This window comes from Immundisolibacter sp. (assembly GCF_050250495.1).
GTDB lineage: Bacteria > Pseudomonadota > Gammaproteobacteria > Immundisolibacterales > Immundisolibacteraceae > Immundisolibacter.
The window spans coordinates 163,865-187,371 of the sequence record NZ_JBFWOM010000002.1 but is presented as its reverse complement, the minus strand read 5'-3'; the positions used below and the strand labels follow the sequence as shown (position 1 = coordinate 187,371).

Here is a 23,507-nt window from a genome sequence, read left to right as displayed (position 1 = left end):
GGTGTCCTCGCCGCAGGGAAGGCTCGACATCCTACAGCCGGTCGATCTCACCATTGCGGCCGGTGAGCGCTGCGCCATCGTCGGCCCTTCGGGCAGCGGCAAGACGACGCTGCTGGCGCTGCTGGCGGGGCTTGACGTGCCGTCGGCCGGTCGCCTGTGGCTGGCGGAGCAGGAGCTGACCGCGCTCGACGAGGACGCCCGCGCGGCGCTGCGCCGCGAGCAGGTCGGGTTCGTGTTCCAGAACTTTCAGTTGCTCGGGAACCTGAGTGCGCTCGACAACGTGGCGCTGCCGCTCGAACTGCGCGGCGACGCCGACGCCCGCGCCCGGGCGCGTGAGATGCTGGCGCGGGTCGGGCTCGCCGAGCGCGCCCGCCACTACCCGCCGACGCTGTCCGGCGGCGAGCAGCAGCGCGTGGCGCTGGCGCGCGCCTTCGTCGGCCGCCCGCAGGTGCTGTTCGCCGACGAGCCGACCGGCAGCCTCGACCGCGCGAGCGCCGAAGCGGTGCTGGCGCTGATGTTCGAGCTGAACCGCGCCGCCGGCACCACGCTGGTGGTCGTCACGCACGACGACGCGCTCGCCGCTCGTGTCGACCGCCGCCTGCTGCTGCGCGCCGGGCGCCTCACCGACCATGACTGAGCTGCGCACCGCCGCCCGCCTGTTGCACGGCGAGCTGCGCCGCCCGGACCCGCTGCTGTGGGCCATGCTGCTGGCGGTCGCGATAGGCGTCGCGGCGCTCGCCAGCGTGAGCGGGTTTGCGCAACGCGTGCAGGCCGGCATCGACGCCCGCGCCGCGACGCTGCTGGGTGGCTCCGTGCGCGTCGCCGCGCAGCGCGACCTGCGCCCGGTGGCGGACAGCCTGCCGGTGGCGCTCAAGCCCGCCGCGGTGCTGGTCGAGCTGCCCACCATGGCAGCGGTCGGCGAGCGGCTGCGGCTGGTGGAACTGAAGGCGGTGGATGCCGCCTACCCGCTGCTCGGCGAGCTGCGCATCGCGGACCGCGGCGTCCAGAAGGCGCCGGCTCCCGGCACGGTGTGGGCGGAGCCGGTGCTGCTCGCGCAGCTCGGCGTCGCCGTCGGGCAGGCGCTCGACCTGGGCCATGCGTCGTTCACCGTGGCGGGTGTCATCGAGCACGAGCCGGACCGCGTGGCCGGCGCCTTCAGCATCGGCCCGCGGGTGCTGCTGAACCTCGCCGACCTGCCGGCCACGCGCCTGGTGTCCCCGCAAAGCCGCATCCGCAGCCGCCTGCTCTACGCGCCGCCGCCCGGTGAGGCGGCCCAGCTGATCAAGGCACTGGCGCGCGCCCTGCCGGACGGGCTCACGGTCGAGACCGCCGACGAGGGCCTCGACGAAACGCGCAACCTCACCCGTCAGGCGGCGGACTTTCTGCGCCTGGTCGCGCTCGCCGGCGTGGTGCTGGCCGCCGCCGCGGTGGTGCTCGCCGCCTCAAACCTCACCGAGAAGCGCCTGTCCGCCGCCGCGGCGCTGAAGGCGCTCGGCGCCAGCCGGCGCCTCGTGCTGCTCGCCTACGCGGGCCTGGTGGCGACGGTGGCGCTGCTGGGCGGGCTGCTCGGCGCGGCGGCCGGGACCGGCCTCGAACGCCTGCTGCCGGTGCTGCTGCGCGGTCTCGTACCGACCGATCTGCCGCCCGCCGATGCCGGCCTGCTGCCGGTGGCGCTGGGTCTTGCGCTGCTGGTGGCGCTCGCCGTAGCCACGCCGCCGCTGCTGCGCCTGGGCGCGACACCCCCCGCCGCCGTGCTGCGCGCGCCGAGCGAGGGCGAGGTCGAGCGCGGCTTCGCGCGCACGGAAACCGCAGGTCTCGCCATCGCGCTGCTGCTGTGCGGCGCCGTGTATGGCTGGCTTGGCGCCAGCGCCATGCGCGGGCTGCTCGGTCTTGGCGTGCTGCTCGGCGCGGCGCTGCTGTTCGGCGTCGGTGCGCGCCTCCTGGCGCGCGCCGCGCGGCGCGCATCGGTGCGGGGGCCGTTCGCCTGGCGTTACGCGGCGGCGGCGTTCGGCCGCGCGCCGGCGCACACCGTGCTCGCGGTGGCGGCGCTCGGCTTTGGCGTGCTCGCCATCGTCACGCCAGCGCTGGTCGAGGCCGACCTGCTCAAGCAGTGGCAGATGCGCGTGCCGCCGGACGCGCCGAACCGCTTCCTGATCGACGTGCAGCCCGACCAGCGCGACGCGGTGGCGCAGGTGCTGGCCGCGGGCGGCGCCCAGGGCGTGGACCTGCGCCCGATGGTGCGGGCGCGGCTGGTCGCCGTCGACGGCCAGCCGCCGCCGCCACCCAAGACCGAACGCGCACGGCGTTTTCTGGAGCGCGAGAACAACCTCACCTGGCGCGCCGAGCCCGAACCCGGCAACCGTCTGGTGGCCGGGCGGTGGTGGACGGCGGATGCCACCGAACCGCAGATCTCGCTGGAGCAGGAATGGGCCGCCGAGGTCGGCGTCGGGCTGGGCGACACGCTCACGTTCGACATCGGCGGCCAGCCGGTCACCGGCACCGTCACCTCGCTGCGCGAGGTGAACTGGGAGAGTCTGCGCAGCAATTTCTTCGTGGTGTTCGCGCCGGGCGCGCTGGGCGAGGCGCCGGCTACCTACGTCACCGCCTACCGTATCGACCCGGCGCGCGCCGACGCCCTGCTGCACGCGCTGGTGCAGCCGTTTCCGAATCTGACCGTGATCGACCTCGAAGCCATGACCGCGACGTTGCAGGACATGGTGGCGCAACTGTCCCGCGCGACGGGATTTCTGGCCGTGTTCACGCTGCTGGCGGGGCTTGCCGTACTGCTGGCGGCGGTGCTCGCCGAGCGCAGCCGCCTGCTCACGGAAGCGGCCGTGCTGCGCACGCTCGGCGCCAGCCGCCGGCAGCTCGGCGCCGTCTACAACCTGCGCTTCGCCCTGCTCGGCGGCGCCGCGGCGCTGCTCGGCTGTGGGGCGGCAGTGGCCGCCGGGGCGTTTGCCTGCCTGCGCTATCTCGACATTCCCTACCGACCGAATGCGCTGGCGCTGCTGGCGACGGTGCTGCTGGCCACCGGTCTGGTCACCCTCACCGGCCGGTTGGGGGCGCGGCGCGTGCTGGCCACGCCACCCGCGCAGAGCCTGCGCGGCGAGTGAGCTTCGTCAGGGGGCCGTCTTCAGCCACCTTTCGACGTCGGCCGGATCGGCACGACCGGCCAGGCGCGCGCGTTCCCTGCCATCAGGGCCGATGATGACGGTGTAGGGCAGGGCGCCCACGGTGTTGCCCAGGCGCCGGGCGATGTCCATGGCGTCGAGATCACCGACCAGGCTCGGGTAGTTCATGTTCATGCGCGCGGCCATCTTCTGCGCCGCGGCGGCGTCCTCCACCGCCACGCCGAGAAACTGCACGCCGTGTGTGCCGTAGCGGCTTTGCAGCGCGATGAAGTCCGGAATCTCTTCGAGGCACGGCCCGCACCAGCTCGCCCAGAAATTGAGCACCACCGTCTTGCCGGCGAACTCCGACAGCCGCCGCGTCCGGCCGTCGAGGTCGGGCAGCGCAAAGTCCTCGACCTGGGTTCCATCGCTGACCGCCTCCAGCATGGGGCCGGGCAGCAGGTAGGTACGCACGGCCATGCCGGCCGCGAGCGCCAGCAGCAGTACGGTGGCGATGCCGAATCGCTTGCGAAAACTCATGCGGGGGCTCAGGGCAGTTGCAGGTGGAGGCGGACCGGCGCGTAGCAGAGGCGGCCCTCGGCGCAGCCCTGGTAGCGCAGGTCGATGCCGGCGCCCGGGCGGGCGGGGATGCCGAGCGCGATGCGCTGCGGGCCGCGCAGGACGGTGACCCGGCCGAACTCGGCATCGTCGTACGGCTCTCCCGCCGGTAGCGCCGGGGCGAGCGCGGCGCCGTCGGCGCCCGTCACGGCCAGCCGGTCGCGGTACAGGTAATGGCCCGGGGCGATAGTGAACCGCAGCTCCAGCATGCCATCAGTGCCGGCCACAAGCTCGGGCGCGAAGGCCTGCTGCGGGCTTAACACCTGCGGCGAGCCGCCCAGCAGTTCGGCGATGTCGGCCCGCACGCCGGGGGCCAACGACAGGCCAGCCAGCACCGCCAGAGCCACCCGCAACGCCCTACCCACCGCGCGCCTCCAGCCAGGCGAGGTACGCCGGGTTGCCGGCCAGCACCGGCAGCGCCAACAGTTCCGGGACGTCGTAGGGATGCAGCGCCAGCAGGCGCTGTTCGAGCGCCGGGTAGTCGGCCGCGCGGGCCTTGATGAGCAGCACGCACTCGTCGGCGTGTTCGATCGCGCCCTGCCAGCGGTACACCGAGCGCGCACCCGGCAGCGCGGTGACGCAGGCGGCGAGCCGCTCCTCGACCAGCGCGGTGGCGATGCGCTCGGCGGTGGCGGCATCGGGGCAGGCCGACAGCAGCAGGCGGTACGGCGGGGTGTCGGTGGTCATGAGGCGAGTCGGTGGAGCGGGCCTTGAAAGCGTCCTTAGCGGCCCCATGTTGCGCCTGCCCGGTCGGCGAGGCCATTGACGCGCCCCCTTGACGCGACAAGGTCAGCGCCTATCATTTGGCACTCTTCGCACGAGAGTGCTAAACGATTCCGGCAGCCGCCTCGGCGGTCTGGTGCCGGCCGGTTTGTTCGCGCAAATCCATTACTGGAGGCTTGAAATGAACATTCGTCCCCTTCACGACCGCGTCGTGATCAAGCGCATGGAAGAGGAACGCAAGAGCCCGGGCGGCATTGTACTGCCCGACTCCGCCACCGAAAAACCGGTCCAGGGCGAGGTGCTCGCGGTTGGTCCCGGCAAGATTCTGGACAACGGCGAAGTGCGCCACCTGCAGGTCAAGGTCGGCGACCGCGTGCTGTTCGGCAAGTACTCGGGCACCGAGGTCAAGCTCGGCGACCAGGAAGTGCTGGTCATGCGCGAGGACGACCTGATGGGCGTCGTCGAGAACTGAGCGCGCGCTCCCCACAAGACATTCACTGAGGAATTGCAGCAATGGCAGCCAAACAGGTGCATTTCGGGTCCGACGCCCGCACCGCGATGATGAAGGGCGTCAACGTTCTGGCCAACGCGGTCAAGGTCACGCTGGGTCCCAAGGGCCGCAACGCGGTGCTGGAGAAGTCCTTCGGCGCCCCGACCATCACCAAGGACGGCGTGTCCGTGGCCAAGGAAATCGAGCTGGCCGACAAGCTCGAGAACATGGGCGCGCAGATGGTGAAAGAGGTGGCCTCGCACACCTCCGACGAGGCCGGTGACGGCACCACCACCGCCACCGTGCTGGCGCAGTCGATCGCCGTCGAGGGCATGAAGGCGGTCGCCGCCGGCATGAACCCGATGGATCTGAAGCGTGGTCTGGACAAGGCCGTCGCCGCCGCCGTCGAGGAAATCAAGAAGCTGTCGAAGCCCTGCACGGATCGCAAGTCGATCGCGCAGGTCGGCACCATCTCCGCCAACTCCGACACCTCGGTCGGCGAGATCATCGCCGACGCCATGGACAAGGTCGGCAAGCAGGGCGTGATCACGGTCGAGGAAGGCCAGAGCCTGGAGAACCAGCTCGACCTGGTCGAGGGCATGCAGTTCGACCGCGGCTATCTGTCGCCGTATTTCATCAACAACCAGCAGTCCATGAACGTGGAGCTGGACAACCCGCTGATCCTGCTCTACGACAAAAAGATCTCGAACATCCGCGAGATGCTGCCGGTGCTGGAAGCGGTCGCCAAGTCCGGCCGCAGCCTGCTGGTGGTGGCCGAGGACGTCGAGGGCGAGGCGCTGGCCACGCTGGTGGTCAACAACATCCGCGGCATCGTGAAGGTGTGCGCCGTGAAGGCGCCGGGCTTCGGTGACCGTCGCAAGGCGATGCTGGAAGACATGGCCATCCTGACCGGCGGCACCGTGATCGCCGAAGAGACCGGCATGACGCTGGAGAAGGCCACCCTGGAAGACCTCGGTCAGGCCAAGAAGGTGCAGGTGGACAAGGACAACACCACCCTCATCGACGGCGCCGGCAAGGCCGACGACATCCAGGCCCGCATCAAGCAGATCAACCGTCAGATCGAGGACACCTCCTCCGATTACGACAAGGAGAAGCTGCAGGAACGCGCCGCCAAGCTGTCCGGCGGTGTGGCGGTGATCAAGGTCGGTGCCGCCACCGAAGTCGAGATGAAGGAAAAGAAGGCCCGCGTGGAAGACGCCCTGCACGCCACCCGTGCGGCGGTGGAAGAAGGCGTGGTGCCGGGCGGCGGCGTGGCGCTGGTGCGCGCGGCGGCCAAGATTCGCGACGTCAAGGGCATCAACGAGGACCAGAACGTCGGCGTGCGCATCGCGCTGCGGGCCATGGACGAGCCGCTGCGCCAGATCGTCGCCAACGCCGGTGAGGAGCCGTCGGTGGTGCTGGACAAGGTCCGCACCAACGGCGAGGCCAACTTCGGCTACAACGCCGGCTCCGGCGAGTACGGCGACATGGTGGCCATGGGCATCCTGGACCCGGCCAAGGTGACGCGCGTGGCGCTGCAGAACGCCGCCTCGATTGCGGGTCTCCTGATCACCACCGAGTGTGCGGTGGCGGAAGCCCCGGAGAAGAAGGAAGCGGCCGGTGGCGGCATGCCGGGTGGCATGGGCGGCATGGGTGGCATGGGCGGTATGGACATGATGTAAAGCGGATAGACAGTCCGCTTGCAGTCCGAAACCCCGGGTGCCCACAAGGCGCCCGGGGTTTTTTATTGCCGCTGCGCGTGTCTCCGTGGGACGCTTGCGATCACACACCGGTGGCCGCAGAGCTGCCAACGACAGGAGGAGAAAACCATGAGCAAACCCACCCTCGCCGTCACCATCGGCGACCCCTGCGGCGTGGGGCCGGAAATTCTCGCCAAGGCCGTGGCGACCGGCCAGCCGCAGCGGCTGGCGCGCCTTGCATTTATCGGCAGCGCCGAGAGCATGCGACGTGGCGTCAAGGTGGCCGGCGCGGATTTAAGAGTCGAGCCGGTCGCCTCGGTGGACGCGGTGCGGGACGATCCGCGCGTGATCAGCATTCTGGACGACGGCGAGCTCGACCCGGCCGAGATGGTTTACGGCCAGGAGCGCGCCGCCTGCGGTGCCGCTGTCGGGCGTTGGATCGGCCAGGCGCAGGCGCTGGCCACGTCGGGCCAGGTGGCTGGGCTCGTGATGGGGCCGATCAATTCCGAGGCCATGGCCGCCGCCGGCGCGCTCGGTGCGCTCATGAACGCCAAGCCCGGCGAGCGCCTGCTGACGCTGTTCTCGGGGCCGCTGCGCATCACGCACATCTTCGATCACGTGTACCTGCGCGACGTGTGCGCTGGCCTCACGGCCGATCTCGTGGGGCGCTCGATTCGCTTGACGCACGACACGCTGCGCGGCTGGGGCGTGGCGAACCCGCGCATCGGCGTGGCGGGCCTGAACCCGCACGCCCACGGCCCGGAGGAGGACGCCGCCATCGCGCCCGGCGTCGCGCAGGCGCGCGCGGACGGCATCGACGTTGCGGGTCCCATTTCGCCGGACACCGTGTTCCGGCACTGCATCGACGGCCGCTACGACGTGGTGGTCGCCATGTGCCACGACCAGGGCCACATCGCGCTCAAGACCTGGGGCTTCGAGGGTAACTGCGGCGGCTTCATCGGCATGCCGTACCTGTTCATGACGGTCGGCCACGGCACCGCCTTCGACATTGCCGGCACGGGGCAAGCGAGCCACGCCATGATGCTGGCGGCGCTCAACCAGTGCGCGCAGTTCGCCGCCGGCAAGGGTTTTGCCGCGGCCTGATCGGGCAGCAAGCACCTCTGTAAGAAATCCGCGCGTGCCGCGTCTATTGCCTGGCGACCGGTGCGGACCACCGCACCGTGTCGCCCGTCGTCGGCGGCATCGGGCCGCTGGCGATCCCCCAACAGAGGTAAGGCAACCATGGCACGCAACCATTCAACCCTGTCCCTGGCCGGCACCGGCCTTGCCGCGGCGTTCGGCCTGGCGCTCACGCTCGCCACGGCGCCGGCCGAGGCGGCGACCGAGCAGGAGAAATGCTTCGGCGTGGCGCTGAAGGGCAAGAACGACTGCGCCGCCGGCCCCGGCACCACCTGCGCCGGCACCTCGGTGCGCGATCATCAGGGCAATGCCTGGAAGGCGGTGCCCAAGGGCACGTGCGAGAAGACCGCCTCGCCGAGCTCGCCCACCGGCTTCGGCCAGCTCGCCGAGTTCGCCGAGAAATAGGCGGGCGGCATCGACGGGCGGGGCCGGGTGCCGTCGTGGCGGCGTCACTGTCAATGAAGGCGAGGCGCCTGGCGTCCGCCTGCCCGTCGGCCCCCGGCGCGGGTGTCGGCCTCAAGCCCCAGCATTTCCGCGACATCCTCGACGCCCGCCCGGCGCTTGGCTTCTTCGAGGTGCACGCCGAGAACTACCTCGGCGCCGGCGGCCCGTTTCATCACTACCTCGGGCGCATCGCGGAGCACTATCCGCTGTCGGTGCATGGCGTTGGCCTGTCGATCGGCGGGGATCAGCTGAATCTCACGCACCTCGATCGCCTGGCAACGCTGCTGGCGCGCTACGAGCCGCAGTGGTTCTCGGAACACCTCGCCTGGTCGCGCCACGGCTCGGTGTGCCTGAACGACCTGCTGCCGGTGGTCTACGACGAGCGAACGCTGGCGCGGGTGTGTGCGCACGTGGATCGCGTCCAGGACCGACTACAGAGGCGTCTGCTGCTGGAGAACCCGGCCACGTATCTCGAAAGCCGCGCCTCGACCCTGCCGGAAGCCACGTTCATCGCCAAGGTGGTGCGCCGCACCGGCTGCGGGCTGCTGCTCGACATGAACAATCTGTACGTGTCCTGTGTCAACCACGGCCGCGATGCGTTAGCCGAACTCGCCGCCCTGCCACTGCACGCGGTCGGCGAGATTCACCTCGCGGGCCACGCCGTGGACATTGATGCCGCTGGCGACCCACTGCTGATCGACACCCACGGCGCGCCGGTGGCGCGCGCCGTCTGGAATCTTTACGAGCAGGCGATAGGACTCACTGGCCCGGTGCCGACGCTGATCGAGCGCGACCACGACGTGCCCGGCTTCGACGCGCTGCTGGCCGAGGCACGCCAGGCCGAGCGCGTCCTGCACGCCGCCGGACGCGGGACTCGGACGCTGCCGGCATGAACGATCAGGCCGCCTTCGCCCGCGCGCTGCTCGACCCGGACCTGCCGGCGCCGGCGGATCTGCGCACCTGCAACGGGTCGGACCCGACCGCGCGGCTCGCCGTGTATCGCAACAACGTGGTGATGTCGCTGCTCGGCGTGCTGGCGGACACGTTTCCGGTGACGCGCGAGCTGGTGGGCGACGGGTTCTTTCGCGCCATGGGCCGCGATTTCGTACGCGCGCAACCGCCGACCGGGCCCGTGATGGCCGAGTACGGCGCGGGCTTTCCGGACTTCATCCGCGACTTCGATCCTGCTCAGGCCGTGCCTTGTCTGCCGGACGTGGCGCGTCTCGAATGGCTGCGCCTGGTGGCGCTGCACGCTGCCGATGCGACGCCGTTGGCGGCTGTGCAGATCGCCGCGCGCCTGGCCGCCGCGCCCGATTTGCCTCGCTGGCGGCTGCGGCTGCACCCCTCGTTCGCGGTGCTGCGCGCGGACTGCGCTGCGGTGTCGATCTGGGCGGCACACCAGGGCGCGGGTGAGCTCGCAGCGATCGACCCGCGCACGCCTGAAACCGCCTGGGTGCTGCGCCGCGATCTTGACGTGCATGTGATCCCGGTCGTGGCTGCGGCCGGCGTCTTTTCCGCGGCACTGCTCGCTGACCAGCCCCTTGGGGCAGCGCTGGACCTGGTGGCCGCCGAGGGCCTCACGCTCGACCTGCCGGCCACGCTGGCCGCACTGATCCGCAGCGGTGCGCTCGTCGCCATCGAAGCTACGGAGATTGCCAATGAATGACATCACTGCACGGCCGCTCGCCGCGCCGATCCGCACGCTCACCTGCGTCAACACGCTGCTGTCGCGCATCCCGGACAGCCTGATCGCGCTGCTCGGCCGCTTTTCCATCGCCGCCGTGTTCTGGCTGTCCGGCCAGACCAAGGTCGAGGGGTTCGCCGTCGACCTGGTGCAGGGCACGCTTCAGCTCGGCTGGCCGAGGTTGTCCGACAGCGCCGTGTTCCTGTTCGAAAACGAATACGCCCTGCCGCTGATCCCGCCGGTGTGGGCGGCCACTGCCGCGGCCGTGGCCGAGCACGTGCTGCCGGTCCTGATCCTGCTGGGTCTCGCCACGCGCCTGTCGGCGCTGGGGTTGCTGGGGATGACGCTGGTGATTCAGCTGTTCGTGTACCCGGGCGCCTACCCGACCCACGGCGTGTGGGCGACGGTGCTGCTTTATCTTGCCGCCAGAGGGCCGGGAGCGCTGTCGATCGACCACTGGCTGGCGGCCCGCTGCCGGCGACCCGTCCGCTGACGGGCGACGTTCACCGCGGCGGTGCGTCGTCCTGATCCGAGGTGATGCGGTCGTCGCGGGCCGCGTAGCGCCGTGCGGCGGCGCGCAGCACGTCGAGCTGGCGGTCAAAGCGCCGACAGGCGCTGCACATGGCCCAATGCAGCCGCAGCCCCAGACGCTCGGCCAGCGTGAGGTCACGCTCGCGCGCCTCGGACATCAGCGCCGTGCTTTCCCGGCAATTGAGCATCACGGGTTCCCCCCGAACCAGCCGCTGTGCAGGCACTCGCGCAAGCGCAGGCGCGCGCGGTGCAGGATGACGTGCAGATTGGTCCGCGTGAGGCCGGCGATCGCGCAAATCTCGTCGCTGCCCAGGCCGAGATGCTCGCGCATCATGAAAAACCGGCCCTGACGCGCCGGCAGGGCGTCCAGGCACGCCGTAAACACCTGCCAAAAGCGCTCGTTCTCGAAACTGCGCTGCGGATCGGCCCACTCGGCAGGTCGCCGTTCGACGCGCCAGTGACCGCTCTGGTCGAACAGACGATCCAGCCACTCGCTGTCGTCATCATCCGTCTCCGGCGCGTCGCCGGGCTGTACCCAGCGCCGCCGATCGCGCAGCGCGTCGACGATCTTGTGCTTGACGATGGCGAACAGCCAGGTCTTGAACGCCGCCTGGCCGCGGAATGCACTGGCGTGCTTGAGCGCACTCAGCAGCGATTCCTGCACCACGTCCTGCGCCAGGTCGTCGTCACGCAGCTGCAGGCGGGCGAAGTTCAGCATCTGCCGGCGCAGGGTTTCCAGAAACTGCGGTTCGCCGAGACTGGCGGGTGCGTCGCTCGGCGGGGCATCGGGCTGCTGCATGGCGGTGTCGGTTCCTGGAGCAATCCGCTCAAGGCCGCTGGCGGGCCTGTGCCAGGTCCGCGATGCGGCGATTCTCAGCGCGCAGGGCGGCGTTGTTGCCGGCCAGAGAATCCGAGCGGGCGGCGAGTGCCGCGGCCTGCTCGAACTCGCCGTTCTTAAGGCGCAGCCAAGCCAGCTTGTGCCACAGCAGCGGGTCCTGCGGGCGGATGCGCAGCGCCCGTTCGAGCTGCGCCGCGGCCTGCGCCACGTCGCCCGCGGCGGCCTGCCGGTCGGCAAGTGCCAGCAGCGAATCGGTGGCCGGCGGCTGCGGCGCGGGCGTGGCGGCCGCAGGCGGCGCGGACGGCGGCGGGCCGGGACGGATTACCGCCGGCGGCGGCACCGGCCGGGGCAAGGGCTGCGCCGGGGGCACGGGCGTCGGCGGTGCCGGGCGCACCGGCGGCGGTTCGGGTGCCGGCGGCTCCGGGCGTGGCGGCGGGGCGCTGACGCAGCCGGCCAAGCCGGCCAGCACGAGCGCGGTCAGCGCCAGCCGGTAGCGCACGGGCCTGCGGTCAATCAGAACAGTCTGCGCAGCCAGCGCCATGGTTCATCGTCCGTGTGGTCGGGTTGGGGCAGCGGGGCGCCGTCGCAGGGCACCGCGCCGGGCGGCGCGCCGCCGTCCAGAATCGGCAGGCCAAAACCCCCAGGGCACTGTGCCGCCGGCAGCCAAGGGCCATCCGGCGCCTGCACCCAGTGGATACCAGGCGGCTGTGCCAGGGTAAGCGGCACTGCCGGCAGGCGGCCGATCAGGTCGGCCCACACGCGCATGGCGCCACTTGCGCCGTACAGGCCGGTCTCGCTGTTGTCGTCCATGCCCACCCACACGGCGGCCACCGTGTTTCCGGTGAAACCGGCGAACCAGGAATCGCGGCTGTCGTTGGTGGTGCCGGTCTTGCCGGCCACGTTAAGGCCCGGCAGCACCCGCCCGAGGCCGCGCGCGGTGCCGTTTCGCACCACCTCCTGCAGGGCCGTGTTGACCAGGAATACCGCCGCCGGGTCGAGCTTCTGCTCCACCGACAGCGGGTAGCTCGCGAGCGGCTTGCCGTCCTTGTCGGTGACCGCGTGGATGCTGCGAAGGTGCAAGCGAAAGCCATTGGCGGCCAGCGTGAGGTACATGCGCGTGACCTCGAACGGCGTGAGCTCGACCGCGCCCAGCATCACCGCCGGCACCTCGGGCAGGTCGCGTGTCACGCCGAGCGCGCCGAGCGTCTTGACCACGTCCTTGACGCCTACCTGCAGGCCGAGCCCCACGGTGGCGCTGTTGCGCGACTCGGCGAGACCCCGCAGCAGCGGAATGCGCCCGGCGTAGTCGTTGCCGGCGTTGCGCGGCTGCCAGCTGTTGCCGGCCGGCAGGCGCACCGACATGCGCAGGTCGTCGAGCGGGCTTGCGAGGTTGAAACGCCCTGGCTGCGACAGGGCGGCGAGATACGTGGCTGGCTTGGCCAGTGAGCCGATCTGTCGGCGCGCGTCGAGCGCCCGGTTGTAGCCATCGAAGCGCGGGTCGCGGTCGCCGACCACGGCCAGCACCTCGCCGGTGGCGACGTCGGCTGCTACGGCCGCCATTTGCAGTTTCGGCAGCCGCCGCTGTTTGGCGAGCGCGTCGCCCTGCGTGGTCACCGCCGCCTCGGCGGCTACCTGCACCGCCGGATCCATGGTGGCGAAGATGCGCAGGCCCTCGTTGCGCAGCACGTCCTCAGGGTAATCGCGCTGCAATTGCCGGCGCACCATGTCCAGAAAGGCCGGGTAGCGGGCCATGGTGAGGGCGCTTCGCTGCGCCACGCGCAGCGGCTTGGCCTGCTCGGCAGCCACCTGTTCGGGGGTCAGATGCCCCTGCTCGCCGAGCAGGCGCAGGGCGAGGTTGCGCCGCGCCGTGGCGCGCTCGGGGTGACGCCGCGGGTCGTAGTACGACGGCGCCTGCACCATGCCCGCCAGCAGCGCCAGTTGCCCGGTATCGAGCTCGCTCAAGGGGCGGCCGAAGTACAGCATCGCGCCCTGCGCCACGCCGTGCACGCCGCGCGCCCCGACCTGCCCCAGGAACACCTCGTTCAGGTACGACTCCAGGATGTCGTCCTTGCTGTAATGGGTTTCCAGCAGCACCGCCATGATGGCTTCCGTGAGCTTGCGCCACACGGTGCGGTCGGCGGTGAGGAAGTAGTTCTTGACCAGCTGCTGCGTGAGCGTGCTGCCGCCCTGCACCACCGCCCCGGCGCGCAGGTCTGCCCACAGGGCGCGGGCGATGGCCCGCCCCGACACGCCGTGGTGGCTGTAAAAATCGCGATCCTCCAGCGTCAGCAGCGCCTGGATCAGCGCCGGTGGCACCTCCGGCAGGCGCACCAGCAGGCGGTCCTCGTTGCTGGCGGGATAGAAACCGCCGATGAACTCCGGCTCCAGGCGCAGCAGCGGCAACTCGCCCTCGTCGCCGTAGATGCCCGCCACCTGCCGGCCATCGAAGCGGACGTCCACCTTGCGCGGCGGCTCCGCGCCGTCCCAGAACTGAAACCCGCGCGTGTAGACCAGCACACGCGGCCCGCGCACCGCGTAGGTGCCGACGCCGGTTGGCTCGCCCTGTTGGTACCCCAACCGGTCGAGTGCCTCGACCAGCCGCGGCGGGTCGAGCGGCAGGCCGGTATAGAGCTCCAGCGGCCGGGCGAATACGCGCGCCGGCAACGCCCAGCGCTGGCCCTCGAACTTGTCGCGGATGACCCGGTCGAGGTGCACCGCGTACAGCGCCAGCCCCGCGACACCGATCAACACCAGCGGCAGCAGCCAGCCGAGCCAGCGGCGGCGTGACGGGCGGGAGCGCGGCTTTCGGGGCATCGGCAAGGGGGAGGGCGGCGGCGGTCGTAACGTACTAGTCTATCCCGCGGACCGATTTGGACGTCCCGGCGCGGGTCGCCGCCCGGCCGTCACTGCGAGGAGAAACAACCATGTTCGACCCCGACCGTTTTGTCGCCGCCTGCCAGGACGCGTTGCACGACGCCAACCCGGCCGCCACTATCGCCGCCCTGCTGACCGACGCGCTGCGTGAACCGCAGGCGCTGGCGGACGCCTTCGCCGCGGGCGCCGACAAGCCGGGCGTGGTGCCGCTGTACCGGTCGGACGCGCTCACCGTGGCGCACGTGATCAGCGCCCCCGGCAGCCGCAGCCCGATCCACAACCACCGCATGTGGGGCGTGATCGGCATCTACGCCGGGCAGGAGGACAACCACCTGTACCGGCGCGACGCCGACGGACTCGCAGACGATGGCCTGAAGAGTCTGCGCGCCGGCGACGTGTTCATCATGGACCCGGAGCTGATCCACGCCGTGGCCAACCCGCGCGGGGACCTCAACGGCGGCCTGCACGTGTACGGTGGCGACTTGATGGCCCGCCCCGGCCGCAGCCTGTGGGACCCGGACAGCGGCGCCGAGCAGGCCTACGCCTTCGAGCGGGTGCTGGAGTACACGGCGCGCCTGAGTAGCTGACTGGCCCCGCACGCCGCGGGGCCGGTGGCGGTCACACCCCCATGATCTTGCGGTAGCCCTTCCAGAAGCCGCGCATGCCGACCTCGGTCAGCGTGCTGTCGATGTCGGCGATGTCGCGCCCGCCCATCTCGACGATCGACGCCGCGTCGCCGTCGCGCACGATGGCGTTCTGCACCAGCTCGCACACGTCGCCGTCTTCCATCGAGATCAACCCGGCCGGGCCGATCAGGTTGATCTGCTTCACGCGCATGGCGCGCTCGGCGGGCGTGTCGTCCACGTAGCCGAAGTAGGTCCACACCAGTTCGAAGGCGTTTGGGCCGTGGGTGACGATCTGCCGCGTGGCGAGTGTGTTGGCGATCTGCTGCGCGACCAGGTTCGGGAAGATCACGTGGATGCACAGCGTGTCGCCGTCGGCGAACTCCGGCCAGCCCTTGAGCACGCTCGGGTCGGCCAGCGCGTAGTTCTCCTGGTAGGAGCGCCCGCCTTCCTTCTTGTAGCCCTCGATGCGGCCCTCGTCGCTGCCGGCGCGCGAGTGGATGCAGTTGTGCATGCCCTCGTAGCCGCCCATCTCGGTGCCGCAGATTTGTGACGCCCGGTACAGGCCGAAGGTGGCGTGGAACAGGTGCAGCAGGCTCGCGTGATAGGGGTCGTGCGTGTTGTCGGCGTACAGCTTCCAGTTGCTGTGCACGAACTGGCGGTGGTAGCCCAGCACCTCGACCGGCCGGTTGAACATGCGCCGGTGGTAGTCCGCCATGCGCGCGCCGAAGTAGTCCTCGACCGACGGCATGTCGTCGGCGAAGCTCGCGAAGATGCAGTCGCCGAACACCTCGACGTTCAGCTTGCGCAGCCCGTGCTGCTTCATGTCGAAATCGGCCGGGTAGCCGCCCTTGCCGCCAAGACCCTTGCGGAACGGCACGCCAATCAGGTCGCCCTTGGCGTCGTACGCCCACTGGTGATAAACGCAGGTCAGCGTGTCCGCGTTGCCGCGCAAGTCGCGGCACACCAGCGCGCCGCGGTGCGCGCAGCGGTTCACCAGCACGTGGAAGGCGCCGTCGCCGTCGCGCGTCACGATCACCGGCGTGTCGCCGACAAAGGTGGTCTTGTAGTCGCCGGCGTTCGGCAGTTCCGCGGTCAGTGCCACGTAGTTCCAGGTGCGGCCGCGGAAGATGCGCTCCTGTTCCAGCGCGTAGATGGCCGGATCCTGGTACACGCGGTACGGCACGCGGGTGAAGCCTTCAGTCGGCCAGACGAGATCCACGGCGGGCGGGGTGAGCGGTGCGTTCATGGCGACCTCCGGGTCGGGGCGGCGCTCAGGCCGCGAAGCGGAAATTCATGGTGCGGTCGTTGTAGTACAGGCCGGACAGCTGCACCACCAGCGTCAGGATGTCGGTCTTGCCGTCGTTGAAGTGGCCGTGCCAGAGGTTCGGTGGCGTCAGCGATACCTGCCCCGGCCGCCAGTCGACGCGCACCGGGTCCACGATGGCGCCGTCCCGGAGCGTCTGCCCGAGCAGCGAGTAGCTCGCCTCGTTGCCCTCGATCACGTAGGTGATGGCCGCCGCGGCGTGGCCGTGCACGGTGTTGGCGGCGCCGGGCGCGAGGCGGTTCAGGTGCGCGAACAGGTTCGGCGTCGCGAGCTTCTCGCGCTCGATGCCGGTGTGCGCCAGGAACACGCCGGAGGCGGTAATGCCCTGGGCCTTTGTTTCTTCCAGCTTGGCCGCCAGCAGCGCCGCCGGCCAGTGCGTGAAGGCGATGCGCGGCGTCGGCCGCACCTGCCAGCCCATGTAGCGCGCCATGGGGCTGTCGTCCACGTAGTAAAAGCGCAGACCCTCGGCGCCGCCGTGGGCCGTGGCGCCGACGCTGCCCGGCACGGCGAGGATGTCGCCCGCCGCCACCGTCGCCGTCTCGCCACCGACGCGGAACTCGCCCGCGCCTTCCAGCACCAGCACGATGACGCCGCCCGCGGCGTCGCCGACCGGCACGCTGGCGCCGGCTTTCACGGCGTGCGTGCCGGCCAGCATGGCCGGCAGCGTCGCCGGGTACGGCAGGCCAAGTTCGGCGGAAAGATCGATCGGCCCGTCCTGTGGCGCCATCACGGCCGGTGGCAGCACCTTCTCGATGGGCTTCGGCAGCGCCGCGCCCATGAAGTCGCGCTCGGTCAGGTACAGCGCGCGGGAGGCAGCGGGTGTGCCCGCCGGAGCAGGCGCGGCGTGGCGGTAATCGATGGCGTGGCTCATGGTTGTCTCCTCCTGCGCAGTGTTTTGGTGATTCTGCCGGCCCGCGCTCAGCGCACGACGCCAGGCGGTGCCTCGATGCTGGCCACGGTCTTGGGCAGGCGTACCGGGGTGCCGTCCTCGCCAAGATCGCTCGCGATTCGCCTGGCGGTGGCGGTCGCCGCGGCGCGCGAGGGGTACGGCCCCGCCAGCACCTGATACTGACCGTCGCGTTCGATGCGCCGGGCCGGGATTGGCGGGCCCTGGTGGGTGAGCATGCCCACCAGGCGGCGGGCGTTGTTCTCGGACTTGAAGTGGCCAAGATCCACGTACCAGTCGCCTGCGCCCTGCGGCGCCACGTGCGGGCTCGGCAACAGCGGTGCCGCCGGCAGCGCGGCGAGGTAGGCGTCCGGCGCCGGCGCACCGGCTTCGATCGGCAGCGGGTAGCCGCGGTGTTGGCCGGCCGCCGACTGCGCGCGGTCGAGATCGACCAATGCGGCGTCCTGCAATTGATGGCGGGCGATGGCGGCCTCGATGGCGCGGGTGACAGCGCGTTCCTGCTGCGCGGCGGGCTGGGGCTTCACGGCGGTGTGTGCTTCGAGCACCAGTCCCTCGCGGCTGCGCCCCACCAGGTAGGGCTGATCGACCACCGTCACCGGCGTGCCCACCGGCACGGCGTCGAACAGCGGCGCGATGTCCTCCGGGTACAGCTGCATGCAGCCGTGCGACACGCGCATGCCGATGCCGGCGGGCTTGCTGGTGCCGTGGATGAGGATGCTGCTCCACCCCAGACGCAGCGCGTGCGTGCCGAGCGGATTGTCCGGCCCGGGCGGCACCACGGCCGGCAGCGGGTCGCCCTTGGCGGCGTGCTCGCGGCGGATGGACGCGGGCACAGTCCACGCCGGGGCGGCGTGCTTCCTGGCCACCTTCGTTTCGCCGAGCGGCGTCGCCCAGCCCTCGCGGCCGATGCCGATGGGGTGCGTCACCACCGTACGCGGTTGGTCATTCGCGGCGGGTGGAAAGTAGTAAAGGCGTCTTGCCGCGAGATTGATCACCAGCCCCTCGCGCGGTGCATCCGGCAGCACGTGCGCCATCGGCAGCAGCACGCGCTGGCCGACCGGCGGCGTCCACGGATCAACGCCGGGATTGGCCGCCAGGATCTCGTCGTAGCCGAGGTCGTAGGCGCGGGCGATGTCGAGCAGGGTTTCCTCGCCCTGGATGGTCGTGTAGCGCAGGCGGCCGACCACGTCCGTGTCGTTGCCCAGCTCGAAGGTGTTGAGTGCAAACGGCTCGGGCGGCGGCGGGGCCGGGGCGAGCCGTGGGCGCTCGCGACCCCAGCCGGCGCAGCCGGCGAGCGTGACCAGCAACAGCCCAAGACCGAACGCACGGGCGAAGGCGGCGAGCCCCTTCACGCGCCACGCCCCAGCAGGCGGTGCAGCAGCGCCTCGTACACGTCGGCGAGCTGGTCGATCTCGGCCGCCGGCGTGCACTCGTCGATCTTGTGGATGCTGGCGTTGCGAAGGCCGAGTTCCACCACCTCGGCGCCGGTCGGTGCGATGAAGCGCCCGTCCGACGTGCCGCCGCCCGTGGACAGCGCGGGCTCCACGCCCAGCACCGCGCCGAGCGCGCCGCGGACCTGGTCCACCAGGCGCCCGCCGTGGGTGAGAAACGGCTGCGCGCCGAGCGTCCACTGCACCTCGCAGCGCGCGCCACCGGCGGCCAGGATGGCCTCGAAGCGCGCTTTCAGCGCCTCCGCACCCGGCCGCGGCGGAAAGCGGAAGTTGCAGTCGATGACGAGCTCGCCGGGAATGACATTGCCGGCGCCGGTGCCGCCGTGGATGTTGGAGATCTGGAAGCTCACGGGCGGGAATGCCCCGTCCGGGAAGGTCGCCCCGTCACCGCCCCAGTCCTGCGCACACAGCGCGGCGAGTGTGGGCGCGAAGGCGTGGATGGGGTTCAGAGCACGCTCGGGGTAGGCGACATGGCCTTGAACGCCAACTACCCGCACGCGCGCCGTGAGCGAGCCGCGCCGGCCGATGCGCAGCACGTCGCCCAGGCGCTGGTCGCTGGAGGGCTCGCCGACCAGGCACCAGTCGATGCGTTCATTACGCGCGCCGAGCGCATCCATGACCTTCACAGTCCCGTCCACGGCGTCGCCTTCCTCGTCGCTGGTGACGAGAAAGCCGATCGAGCCGGCCGGCTCCGGGCAGGCGGCGAGAAACCGCTCAACCGCCACCACCATGGCGGCGAGTGCGCCCTTCATGTCCGCCGCGCCGCGGCCGATCAGCAGGCCATCGCGCACTTCGGCGGCGAACGGGTCGCAGCTCCAGGCGTTGCGGTCGCCGATCGGCACCACGTCCGTGTGCCCGGCGAACACGAACAGCGGCCCGGCCGCGCCGCGCCGCGCCCACAGGTTGTCCACGTCGCCAAACCGCATCGGCTCCAGCGCAAAGCCGAGTGCCGCCAGTCGCTCGCCGAGCAGCGCCTGGCAGCCGGCGTCGTCCGGCGTGAGCGAGGGCCGGCGGATCAGCGCGCGGGCAAGGTCGAGCGCCGCGCTCATGCGGCATCCCCAAGCAGCGTTTGCCACACGTCTGGCACGAAACCGGCCGTGACCGCGCCGCCGATCTCCACCACCGGGCGGCGGATCAGCGTCGGCTGCGCCAGGAGCAGCGGGATCAGCGTTGCCTCGTCGTCCGCCGCGCGCTGCTGGTCGGCGTCGAGCTTGCGCCAGGTGGTGCCGCTGCGGTTCAGCAAGCGCGCGGCGCCGAGGGCATGCAGCCAGCGGGTCAGGCGCTCAGCGTCGACGCCGTCGCGGCGCAGGTCGTGAAAGGCGATGTCCACGCCGCGCGCGGCGAACCAGGCGCGGGATTTCTTCACCGTGTCGCAGTTCGGGATGCCGTACAGGGTCATGCGTCAGTCGCGCTGGCGGCCCGGGCCATGCTGGAAATCGTCACGCCGGTTGACGGTCGGGAAGGCCGCATCCGGCACCGGCACGCCGAGGAACGCGCACAGCGGCGCCCAGCCGTCCGCCACGTCGTAGGTCAGCAGGCGGGCGGCCGGCACGCTGCGCTGCACCTCGGCATTGTGCTCGGCATAGCGCGCGAGCACGTGCGCCTTGTCGTGCGGCCGGTTGTCGAAATGCCGCTCGACGATGATGTCCTTGGCCATGATGCGCTGGCCGCGGGCGGCGAGGTCGTTCTCCGGCAGCGGTTGCTCCAGCGCCTTGAAGATGGTGTTGCTGATGCTGTCGTACCAGCGCTCCGGATCGCGCACGGTGAGGATCACTTTCGCGTCCGGAAAATCCCGCACCAGCTCGCGCCAGAACCACACCGACGGCCAGTCCACGGTGGACCGAAAGCCGCCCAGCAGCGCGTCCCAGCCGACCGGCTCGCCGCGCGCGCGGGCCTGCCAGCGCTCGGCATCGCCCGGCCGCGAGAACAGCTCCAGCATGTGGTGGCAGGGCCCGAAGCCGAGCTGCTCCAGAGCCAGCTTGAGGCTGGCGGTGCCGGTGCGGCCAAGGCCGACGCCGAGCACCGCGAGCTGCGGCATGTCGCTCATGGCCTCTGCCTCCACTCGCGCAGTTCGATGGCGTTGCCGTCCGGGTCGTTGATCTCGGTGCGGATGAAGGCTGGCGTTTCGAGCGGCCCCCAGCTTGGCGTCACGCCGTGCGCGGACAGCGCCGCCAGCGTCTGCAGCATGTCGCCGACCTCGAAGGCCATCAGGCGGTAGCCGATGCGCTCGCCGGTGCGGGCCTGTGCCTGCGCCTGCGGGGAGCGGATCAGCTCGACGGCCGAGTCGCCGAGCTTGATGTAGGCGATTTCGCTGATGCCGGGGACGTCCACGGCGTAGCGCTGGGCGAGGCTTCCGCCGAGCACGCGGGTGTAGAAGTCGAGGCTGCGCTCGAAATCGCTGGGAATGAGTTCGACGTGGTCGAGTCGTTTCAGCATGCCGAGCTCCTCCATCGGTCGGCTGAGGGCCGCAGAGTATCGCACCCCCTTTGTGCGGCCCGTGACGGGCGCCCGCCCGGCCACGGCGCGCTGCTCGTTCAGCGCGGGCCGATCAATGCCTGCTCGATGGCGTCCCACACCTGCGCCTGGATGGCGGGCGCCTCCTGCAGCAACTCGTGCCGGGCGCCGGCGATGCAACTCACGTCTGCGGCCGGCAGTCGCCGTGCGAAGGCCACCGCCGCGCGGCTGTCCACGATCCGGTCCTGACCGGCCAGCAGCACGCGGATCGGTGTGTCGATCGCCTCCGCCACGCCGGGCAGAAGCAGGCGGTCCAGCGAGCGAAAGGCGGCCGCCAGCCAGTACCAGTCCACGCGGCCGAAGGCGAGCCCGGGATCCTGCTCGATACGCTGGCGCAGGCGCTCATAGTGGTCGCGGTCGGAGGTGAGCGGGTTGACGGCGAACGGGATCGTGAGTGGCGTGTAGCGGCGCCGGCCCGGCAGCCAGCGGCGCCCGTGACCCAGGGCAATCATCAGCCGCGCCAGGCGGCGCGCCAGCCACAACGGCCAACGCCCGGTGCGGATGCCGATCATCGGCGCGCACAGCAGCGCCCGGTTCGCCGCCCGTGGATGCCGGTGCAGGTAACGCAGCGCCAGGTGCGCGCCCATGGAATGCGCCAGCAGGCGCGGTGGCTCGCCGCGCGGCAGGGCGGCGAACACCGCGTCGAGATCGTTGAGGTGGCGCTCGAAAACGTCCGCAGTGGCTTCTTCACCGGTCGAAGAGTGCCCCTGGCCGCGCCAGTCGAAGCTCCACACCTCGAACCCGCGCGCGGCAAGGCCGGCGGCGACTTCGGTGTACTTCTCAAGAAACTCCGACAGCCCCTGCAGCAGCAGCACGCGCCCGCGCGGCGTCGGCGGCCGCCAGTGTCCAAGGCGCAGGCGCGCGCCGTCGTCGGCGGTGAGCCAGTCGATGCGAAGTGCGGGCTCGGTGGGGGCGTTCATCGGCAGTGAGCGGGCGTCGGGCCGGCTGGCCGCGGTGGCAAAATGCGCCACCGCCCCGCCGGCCCTGCGCCATGGATTCTACGTTCCCCGCCGAACCACTCCTGCGCGCCGCGACGCTCGATGTCGACCTCGGCGCCGTGGCCGCCAATTACCGCTGGTTCGTGCGCGCAGCCGAGGGTGCGATCTGCGCCGCCTGCGTCAAGGCGGACGCCTACGGCCTGGGCCTCACGCCGGTGGCGAGCACGCTGTGGCAGGCCGGATGTCGCGAGTTCTTCGTCGCCAGTGTCGGCGAGGGCGCGGCACTGCGCGCCGTGTTGCCGCAGGCCGTGATCTACGTTCTTAACGGCTACCTGCCACCGGAGCTGCCCACCCTGCGCGCCGCGCATCTTGTGCCGGTGCTGAACGATCCGTCGCAGGTGGCCACCTTCGAGGCCGATTTTCCGCCGGGCGCGCCGGCGGCGCTGCAGATCGACAGCGGCATGACGCGTCTTGGCCTCGACATCGGCGACCTGTCGGCACTCGGCGCGCGCTGGCGCCAGCCGGGCGCCATCGCGCTGCTGCTGTCGCACCTTGCCTGCGCGGAAGATCCCGCCCACCCGCTCAATCGCCAACAACTGGACCGCTTCGCCGGTGCCTGGCAGGCGCTCGGCCGGCCGCGGGCGAGTCTTGCCAACTCCTCGGGCGCGCTGCTCGGCCCGGACTGGCGCTTCGACCTGATCCGCCCGGGCGCCGGCCTGTACGGCCTGAACCCGCAACCCCACAGCCCGAACCCCCTGCGCCCGGTGGTGCGGCTGACGGCGCCGGTGCTGCAGGTGCGCGATATCCGCGAGGACACCAGCGTCGGTTACGGCGCGAGCTACCGCATGACGGCGCCCGGCCGTATCGCCACCGTCGCCTGCGGTTATGCCGATGGCTACCCGCGCGCCGCCAGCAACCACGCCGCGGCGGTCGTCGACGGTCAGCGCGTGCCGCTGATCGGCCGCCTGTCGATGGATCTGTTGATGCTGGACGTGAGCGCGCTGCCGGCCGGCACACCACAACCGGGCGACACAGTCGAGTTGCTGGGCGCCGGGTATGACGTGGACGCACTCGCGGCGGCCGCCGGCACCATCGGCTACGAGCTGCTGACGCACCTCGGGCGGCTGAGTCGACGGCGCTACCATGACGCGCCCGGCCGGTAACCGACCACCAAAACCTGCAAGAGGAAGCCATGCAACTGAGTCGCTACGCCATCGGCAGCGCCGGCGAGGAGGCCTTCGGGTTCTGTCAGGCGGTGCGCCGCGGTGCGCACGTGGCCGTCTCCGGCAGCACCGGACGTGACGTGGACGGCCGCATCGTGCCGGGCGGCGCGTACGCGCAGACGCGGCAGGCCATCGAGAACCTGCAAACGGCGCTCGCCGCGCTCGGCGGCGGACTCGCGGACGTGATCCGCACGCGCGTGTTCGTGGTGGACATGAGCGAGTGGGAGGCGGTGGCCCGCGCGCACTGCGAGGCGTTTGCCGAGCATCCGCCGGCCAGCAGCCTGATCGGGGTGAATGCCCTGTTCGAGCCGGACATCCTGGTCGAGATCGAGGCCGACGCCATCATCGCCGACGGCGCCTGAGCAGCCGGCC

The 23,507-nt window shown here is 71.1% G+C and carries 27 protein-coding genes; 12 read left to right on the top strand and 15 right to left on the bottom strand.

The window, feature by feature from the left end; all coding sequences use genetic code 11:
* Position 1: 1 nt before the first annotated feature.
* Positions 2-637, top strand: a complete 636-nt coding sequence (locus AB7F93_RS02810) for an ABC transporter ATP-binding protein (RefSeq protein ID WP_428301365.1) — start codon at positions 2-4, stop codon at positions 635-637.
* Positions 630-3,113, top strand: coding sequence for an ABC transporter permease (locus tag AB7F93_RS02805; protein WP_428301364.1), 2,484 nt, complete (start codon positions 630-632; stop codon positions 3,111-3,113). The genes AB7F93_RS02810 and AB7F93_RS02805 overlap by 8 nt, the downstream gene beginning before the upstream one ends.
* 6 nt (positions 3,114-3,119) lie before the next feature.
* Here AB7F93_RS02805 and AB7F93_RS02800 read toward each other — a convergent pair whose 3' ends face one another.
* Genes AB7F93_RS02800 through cutA form a run of 3 tightly spaced genes read right to left on the bottom strand, consistent with a single transcriptional unit; the run spans position 3,120 to position 4,415 of the window.
* Positions 3,120-3,650, bottom strand: a complete 531-nt coding sequence (locus AB7F93_RS02800; RefSeq protein ID WP_428301363.1) for a TlpA family protein disulfide reductase — start codon at positions 3,648-3,650, stop codon at positions 3,120-3,122.
* 8 nt (positions 3,651-3,658) lie between these two features.
* On the bottom strand, positions 3,659-4,093 hold the full coding sequence (locus tag AB7F93_RS02795) for a protein-disulfide reductase DsbD domain-containing protein (RefSeq protein ID WP_428301362.1): 435 nt from the start codon (positions 4,091-4,093) through the stop codon (positions 3,659-3,661).
* Positions 4,086-4,415, bottom strand: coding sequence for a divalent-cation tolerance protein CutA (cutA, locus tag AB7F93_RS02790; RefSeq protein WP_428301361.1), 330 nt, complete (start codon positions 4,413-4,415; stop codon positions 4,086-4,088). Before cutA ends, AB7F93_RS02795 begins: the two co-directional genes overlap by 8 nt.
* Before the next feature lie 217 nt (positions 4,416-4,632).
* Between cutA and AB7F93_RS02785 the strand changes: the two genes are divergently transcribed.
* The 7 genes from AB7F93_RS02785 to AB7F93_RS02755 all read left to right on the top strand — a co-directional run bounded on the left by AB7F93_RS02785 (position 4,633) and on the right by AB7F93_RS02755 (position 10,402).
* A complete protein-coding gene (locus tag AB7F93_RS02785; protein ID WP_428301360.1) occupies positions 4,633-4,923 on the top strand; it encodes a co-chaperone GroES in 291 nt (96 codons plus the stop codon).
* 41 nt (positions 4,924-4,964) lie between these two features.
* A complete protein-coding gene (gene groL / locus AB7F93_RS02780) occupies positions 4,965-6,623 on the top strand; it encodes a chaperonin GroEL (RefSeq protein WP_428301359.1) in 1,659 nt (552 codons plus the stop codon).
* 147 nt (positions 6,624-6,770) lie between these two features.
* Positions 6,771-7,745: a PdxA family dehydrogenase gene (locus AB7F93_RS02775; RefSeq protein ID WP_428301358.1), complete on the top strand. Its 975-nt coding sequence runs from the start codon at positions 6,771-6,773 to the stop codon at positions 7,743-7,745.
* A gap of 138 nt (positions 7,746-7,883) precedes the next feature.
* On the top strand, positions 7,884-8,186 hold the full coding sequence (locus AB7F93_RS02770; RefSeq protein ID WP_428301357.1) for a DUF2282 domain-containing protein: 303 nt from the start codon (positions 7,884-7,886) through the stop codon (positions 8,184-8,186).
* Positions 8,187-8,239: 53 nt separating this feature from the next.
* Positions 8,240-9,118, top strand: a complete 879-nt coding sequence (locus tag AB7F93_RS02765) for a DUF692 domain-containing protein (protein ID WP_428301356.1) — start codon at positions 8,240-8,242, stop codon at positions 9,116-9,118.
* Positions 9,115-9,891 (top strand): DNA-binding domain-containing protein, encoded by a 777-nt coding sequence (locus tag AB7F93_RS02760; protein WP_428301355.1) that lies wholly within the window; start codon positions 9,115-9,117, stop codon positions 9,889-9,891. The genes AB7F93_RS02765 and AB7F93_RS02760 overlap by 4 nt, the downstream gene beginning before the upstream one ends.
* Complete coding sequence (locus AB7F93_RS02755) at positions 9,884-10,402, top strand: DoxX family protein (protein WP_428301354.1); 519 nt, start codon at positions 9,884-9,886, stop codon at positions 10,400-10,402. Before AB7F93_RS02760 ends, AB7F93_RS02755 begins: the two co-directional genes overlap by 8 nt.
* Before the next feature lie 10 nt (positions 10,403-10,412).
* Here the strand turns inward: AB7F93_RS02755 and AB7F93_RS02750 are convergent, their stop codons facing one another.
* From AB7F93_RS02750 to mrcB, 4 genes are read right to left on the bottom strand one after another with little or no spacing between them, the layout of a single operon-like run.
* Complete coding sequence (locus tag AB7F93_RS02750) at positions 10,413-10,628, bottom strand: zf-HC2 domain-containing protein (RefSeq protein ID WP_428301353.1); 216 nt, start codon at positions 10,626-10,628, stop codon at positions 10,413-10,415.
* Positions 10,628-11,239 (bottom strand): sigma-70 family RNA polymerase sigma factor, encoded by a 612-nt coding sequence (locus tag AB7F93_RS02745; RefSeq protein WP_428301352.1) that lies wholly within the window; start codon positions 11,237-11,239, stop codon positions 10,628-10,630. The genes AB7F93_RS02750 and AB7F93_RS02745 overlap by 1 nt, the downstream gene beginning before the upstream one ends.
* 28 nt (positions 11,240-11,267) lie before the next feature.
* On the bottom strand, positions 11,268-11,777 hold the full coding sequence (locus AB7F93_RS02740) for a tetratricopeptide repeat protein (RefSeq protein WP_428301351.1): 510 nt from the start codon (positions 11,775-11,777) through the stop codon (positions 11,268-11,270).
* 14 nt (positions 11,778-11,791) lie between these two features.
* On the bottom strand, positions 11,792-14,092 hold the full coding sequence (gene mrcB / locus AB7F93_RS02735) for a penicillin-binding protein 1B (RefSeq protein ID WP_428301350.1): 2,301 nt from the start codon (positions 14,090-14,092) through the stop codon (positions 11,792-11,794).
* Between the two features lie 110 nt (positions 14,093-14,202).
* Between mrcB and AB7F93_RS02730 the strand changes: the two genes are divergently transcribed.
* Complete coding sequence (locus AB7F93_RS02730; protein WP_428301349.1) at positions 14,203-14,739, top strand: hypothetical protein; 537 nt, start codon at positions 14,203-14,205, stop codon at positions 14,737-14,739.
* A gap of 31 nt (positions 14,740-14,770) precedes the next feature.
* Here the strand turns inward: AB7F93_RS02730 and AB7F93_RS02725 are convergent, their stop codons facing one another.
* The 8 genes from AB7F93_RS02725 to AB7F93_RS02690 form a co-directional block, all read right to left on the bottom strand.
* Positions 14,771-16,024, bottom strand: a complete 1,254-nt coding sequence (locus AB7F93_RS02725; protein WP_428301348.1) for an aromatic ring-hydroxylating dioxygenase subunit alpha — start codon at positions 16,022-16,024, stop codon at positions 14,771-14,773.
* A 25-nt stretch (positions 16,025-16,049) separates the two neighbouring features.
* Positions 16,050-16,973: a cupin domain-containing protein gene (locus AB7F93_RS02720; RefSeq protein WP_428301347.1), complete on the bottom strand. Its 924-nt coding sequence runs from the start codon at positions 16,971-16,973 to the stop codon at positions 16,050-16,052.
* Positions 16,974-17,020: 47 nt separating this feature from the next.
* On the bottom strand, positions 17,021-18,361 hold the full coding sequence (locus AB7F93_RS02715; RefSeq protein ID WP_428301346.1) for a L,D-transpeptidase family protein: 1,341 nt from the start codon (positions 18,359-18,361) through the stop codon (positions 17,021-17,023).
* Complete coding sequence (gene dapE / locus AB7F93_RS02710; protein WP_428301345.1) at positions 18,358-19,509, bottom strand: succinyl-diaminopimelate desuccinylase; 1,152 nt, start codon at positions 19,507-19,509, stop codon at positions 18,358-18,360. Before dapE ends, AB7F93_RS02715 begins: the two co-directional genes overlap by 4 nt.
* Positions 19,506-19,859: an arsenate reductase gene (locus AB7F93_RS02705; RefSeq protein ID WP_428301344.1), complete on the bottom strand. Its 354-nt coding sequence runs from the start codon at positions 19,857-19,859 to the stop codon at positions 19,506-19,508. The genes dapE and AB7F93_RS02705 overlap by 4 nt, the downstream gene beginning before the upstream one ends.
* Positions 19,860-19,862: 3 nt before the next feature.
* Entirely contained in the window at positions 19,863-20,507 is a 645-nt protein-coding gene (locus tag AB7F93_RS02700; protein WP_428301343.1) for a sulfotransferase family protein, read from the bottom strand.
* The gene (locus tag AB7F93_RS02695; protein WP_428301342.1) at positions 20,504-20,896 is read right to left on the bottom strand and encodes a VOC family protein; all 393 of its coding nucleotides are present in this window, start codon (positions 20,894-20,896) and stop codon (positions 20,504-20,506) included. The genes AB7F93_RS02700 and AB7F93_RS02695 overlap by 4 nt, the downstream gene beginning before the upstream one ends.
* Before the next feature lie 98 nt (positions 20,897-20,994).
* On the bottom strand, positions 20,995-21,894 hold the full coding sequence (locus AB7F93_RS02690; RefSeq protein ID WP_428301341.1) for an alpha/beta fold hydrolase: 900 nt from the start codon (positions 21,892-21,894) through the stop codon (positions 20,995-20,997).
* A 71-nt stretch (positions 21,895-21,965) separates the two neighbouring features.
* Between AB7F93_RS02690 and alr the strand changes: the two genes are divergently transcribed.
* Positions 21,966-23,075, top strand: coding sequence for an alanine racemase (alr, locus tag AB7F93_RS02685; protein ID WP_428301340.1), 1,110 nt, complete (start codon positions 21,966-21,968; stop codon positions 23,073-23,075).
* Between the two features lie 29 nt (positions 23,076-23,104).
* The gene (locus AB7F93_RS02680) at positions 23,105-23,497 is read left to right on the top strand and encodes a Rid family hydrolase (protein ID WP_428301339.1); all 393 of its coding nucleotides are present in this window, start codon (positions 23,105-23,107) and stop codon (positions 23,495-23,497) included.
* Positions 23,498-23,507 lie beyond the last annotated feature (10 nt).

Coding starts and splice junctions, on each gene's coding strand:
- AB7F93_RS02805 (WP_428301364.1), top strand. CDS start 630: ATGACTGAGCTGCGCACCGCCGCCCGCCTGTTGCACGGCGAGCTGCGC.
- AB7F93_RS02800 (WP_428301363.1), bottom strand. CDS start 3,650: ATGAGTTTTCGCAAGCGATTCGGCATCGCCACCGTACTGCTGCTGGCG.
- cutA (WP_428301361.1), bottom strand. CDS start 4,415: ATGACCACCGACACCCCGCCGTACCGCCTGCTGCTGTCGGCCTGCCCC.
- AB7F93_RS02785 (WP_428301360.1), top strand. CDS start 4,633: ATGAACATTCGTCCCCTTCACGACCGCGTCGTGATCAAGCGCATGGAA.
- groL (WP_428301359.1), top strand. CDS start 4,965: ATGGCAGCCAAACAGGTGCATTTCGGGTCCGACGCCCGCACCGCGATG.
- AB7F93_RS02775 (WP_428301358.1), top strand. CDS start 6,771: ATGAGCAAACCCACCCTCGCCGTCACCATCGGCGACCCCTGCGGCGTG.
- AB7F93_RS02770 (WP_428301357.1), top strand. CDS start 7,884: ATGGCACGCAACCATTCAACCCTGTCCCTGGCCGGCACCGGCCTTGCC.
- AB7F93_RS02765 (WP_428301356.1), top strand. CDS start 8,240: ATGAAGGCGAGGCGCCTGGCGTCCGCCTGCCCGTCGGCCCCCGGCGCG.
- AB7F93_RS02760 (WP_428301355.1), top strand. CDS start 9,115: ATGAACGATCAGGCCGCCTTCGCCCGCGCGCTGCTCGACCCGGACCTG.
- AB7F93_RS02755 (WP_428301354.1), top strand. CDS start 9,884: ATGAATGACATCACTGCACGGCCGCTCGCCGCGCCGATCCGCACGCTC.
- AB7F93_RS02750 (WP_428301353.1), bottom strand. CDS start 10,628: ATGCTCAATTGCCGGGAAAGCACGGCGCTGATGTCCGAGGCGCGCGAG.
- AB7F93_RS02745 (WP_428301352.1), bottom strand. CDS start 11,239: ATGCAGCAGCCCGATGCCCCGCCGAGCGACGCACCCGCCAGTCTCGGC.
- mrcB (WP_428301350.1), bottom strand. CDS start 14,092: ATGCCCCGAAAGCCGCGCTCCCGCCCGTCACGCCGCCGCTGGCTCGGC.
- AB7F93_RS02730 (WP_428301349.1), top strand. CDS start 14,203: ATGTTCGACCCCGACCGTTTTGTCGCCGCCTGCCAGGACGCGTTGCAC.
- AB7F93_RS02725 (WP_428301348.1), bottom strand. CDS start 16,024: ATGAACGCACCGCTCACCCCGCCCGCCGTGGATCTCGTCTGGCCGACT.
- AB7F93_RS02720 (WP_428301347.1), bottom strand. CDS start 16,973: ATGAGCCACGCCATCGATTACCGCCACGCCGCGCCTGCTCCGGCGGGC.
- dapE (WP_428301345.1), bottom strand. CDS start 19,509: ATGAGCGCGGCGCTCGACCTTGCCCGCGCGCTGATCCGCCGGCCCTCG.
- AB7F93_RS02705 (WP_428301344.1), bottom strand. CDS start 19,859: ATGACCCTGTACGGCATCCCGAACTGCGACACGGTGAAGAAATCCCGC.
- AB7F93_RS02700 (WP_428301343.1), bottom strand. CDS start 20,507: ATGAGCGACATGCCGCAGCTCGCGGTGCTCGGCGTCGGCCTTGGCCGC.
- AB7F93_RS02695 (WP_428301342.1), bottom strand. CDS start 20,896: ATGCTGAAACGACTCGACCACGTCGAACTCATTCCCAGCGATTTCGAG.
- AB7F93_RS02690 (WP_428301341.1), bottom strand. CDS start 21,894: ATGAACGCCCCCACCGAGCCCGCACTTCGCATCGACTGGCTCACCGCC.
- alr (WP_428301340.1), top strand. CDS start 21,966: ATGGATTCTACGTTCCCCGCCGAACCACTCCTGCGCGCCGCGACGCTC.
- AB7F93_RS02680 (WP_428301339.1), top strand. CDS start 23,105: ATGCAACTGAGTCGCTACGCCATCGGCAGCGCCGGCGAGGAGGCCTTC.